The 1,759-nt window shown below is 72.5% G+C and carries 2 protein-coding genes and 1 pseudogene; all 3 read right to left on the bottom strand.

The features are described from left to right. Window positions 1-584 (bottom strand): annotated as a pseudogene (locus OZN99_RS30980) (hypothetical protein); the annotation flags it as partial. A 270-nt stretch (window positions 585-854) separates the two neighbouring features. Next, the gene (fdxA, locus tag OZN99_RS30975) at window positions 855-1,187 is read right to left on the bottom strand and encodes a ferredoxin FdxA (RefSeq protein ID WP_270939046.1); all 333 of its coding nucleotides are present in this window, start codon (window positions 1,185-1,187) and stop codon (window positions 855-857) included. Window positions 1,188-1,292: 105 nt separating this feature from the next. Further along, entirely contained in the window at window positions 1,293-1,595 is a 303-nt protein-coding gene (locus OZN99_RS30970) for an RNA-binding S4 domain-containing protein (RefSeq protein ID WP_270939045.1), read from the bottom strand. Between the last annotated feature and the right edge of the window lie 164 nt (window positions 1,596-1,759).

Below are 1,759 nucleotides of genomic sequence, written 5' to 3'. Positions count from 1 at the left end.
GCCGCCTTGGCCGGTGCCGGGGCGGCAGGTGCTGCCTTGGGCGTCGCGGCCTTCGGTTGTTCGGCCTTGGCCGGCGCCTTGGGCGGTGACGGCCTTGGCTGTTCCGCCTTTGCGGACGCGACCTTCGCCGGCTGCGCCTTGGCGGCCGGCGCGGGCCCGGCGACAGGCTTCGGCGGCGCAGCCTTGGATGGCGTGGGCCTGGGTGGCGCGGATTTGGTCGATGCGGCCTTGGGCGACGCGGATCTGGCCGGCGCGGCCTTGTGGGCGGGCGGCTTCGGCGCGGGCCGGTTCGTCGCCGCCTTGGCCTTGGCGGGCGGCGCCTTCGCCGCCGCGGGCTTCGGCGCTGCCGTCTTCGGGCGTGACGCGGACTTCGGCTTGGCCGCGACCTTGGTTGCCGGGCGATGCGCGGCCTTCGCAGCGGTCGGCTTGGCGGTCGACTTCGGGGCCGGCTTCGCAGCGCTGCGACGCGGCGTCGCCACCTGCTTGGCCTTGGCGGCAGGCTTGGCCGCCTTCGCAGCCGGCTTGGCGGGCCTGGCCGTACCCTTGGCGGTCCGGCCACTCTTCGATTGGGCGGTTGCCTTCATTGTGCGTCCCGCTCGCGCTCCCGGGCTGCTGCGACCCCGGCCCTCCGTCGCAGGGCTCGTTCCCGCACGGAGGAAGCCTGGCAGACCTGTCGAGGGCCGCCCCGCACCCGCAATGCCCAGCCTGACCCCAAACCAGCGCCCGGGGCCCGACCCTGTTCCCGATCCCGTCGAAAAGATAATGCAATCCGCGGCAAATTGCCACCCCCGCACCGATTCGGGGGGTGAGACCGTCTCGCGCGTTGGAAGGGACGGCCGCTCGGCCGTCCGCCGTCAGGGCTTACCCGGTTCCGGGCTGAACAGGTCCCGCTTGCCGGGCTTGTCCTTCCACTCATCCGCGTCGGCCGGGGCCTCGCCCTTGCGGGTGATATTCGGCCATTGCGTCGAATAGGACCGGTTCAGTTCCAGCCACGCCGAGGCCTTCTCGTCGGAATCCGGGACGATGGCTTCGGCCGGGCATTCCGGCTCGCAGACGCCACAATCGATGCATTCGTCCGGATGGATGACCAGCATGTTCTCGCCCACGTAGAAGCAGTCCACCGGACAGACCTCCACGCAGTCCATGTACTTGCACTTGATGCAATTCTCGGTGACGACGTAGGTCACTTCCGCCTCCGGCTCAGCACCGGTGCCCGCGCTGCCGCGCGGCCGCCTCCGGCGGTCACAGGATTGGACTGCCGCGCCGCACAACGCAAGCCGGCGGGTGGCTCCTCACGCCGTGTCGCCGGAGAGATCCTCGTAGAGGGTGCGCGCCTCGGCCGGCGGGCCGCGGCGCTCGGCCAGCGCCACCACCCGCCAGACCCGCACACGCCCGTGCGCCGCCAGCGTCAGCACGTCGCCGACGCGCAGCCGGGCATGTGCCTTGTCGGTGGGCTGGCGGTTGAGCCGCACCGCGCCGGCCGCGACCTGCCGGGCACATTCGGACCGCGTCTTGGCCAGCCTCGCGCACCAGAGCCAGAGGTCGAGCCGTTGCCAGGAGTCCTCCCCCTTCGGCCCGGCCTCCGGCGCCGCCATCTCAGTCCTTCTTCAGCTTCAACTGCGCCAGGACCGCAAAAGGCGAATCCGGCTTCGGGCCGGACTGGTACTCCCGCGGGCCCCGGTCGGCGTCCCGGTCGCGGCCGCGGGGCGGGCCATCGAAGCGCGGGCGGTCGCCACGCGGGCGGTCGCCGCCGCCCTCG

It is taken from the genome of Falsiroseomonas oryzae, from assembly GCF_027856955.1.
Taxonomy (GTDB): Bacteria; Pseudomonadota; Alphaproteobacteria; order Acetobacterales; family Acetobacteraceae; genus Falsiroseomonas; species Falsiroseomonas oryzae.
Note: the sequence above shows the minus strand (reverse complement) of the source record. Positions and strands in the feature narration are given on the sequence as shown.

What these genes read in the sequence shown, in the direction of transcription:
- OZN99_RS30970 (WP_270939045.1), bottom strand. Translation starts at nt 1,595, where the DNA reads ATGGCGGCGCCGGAGGCCGGGCCGAAGGGGGAGGACTCCTGGCAACGG.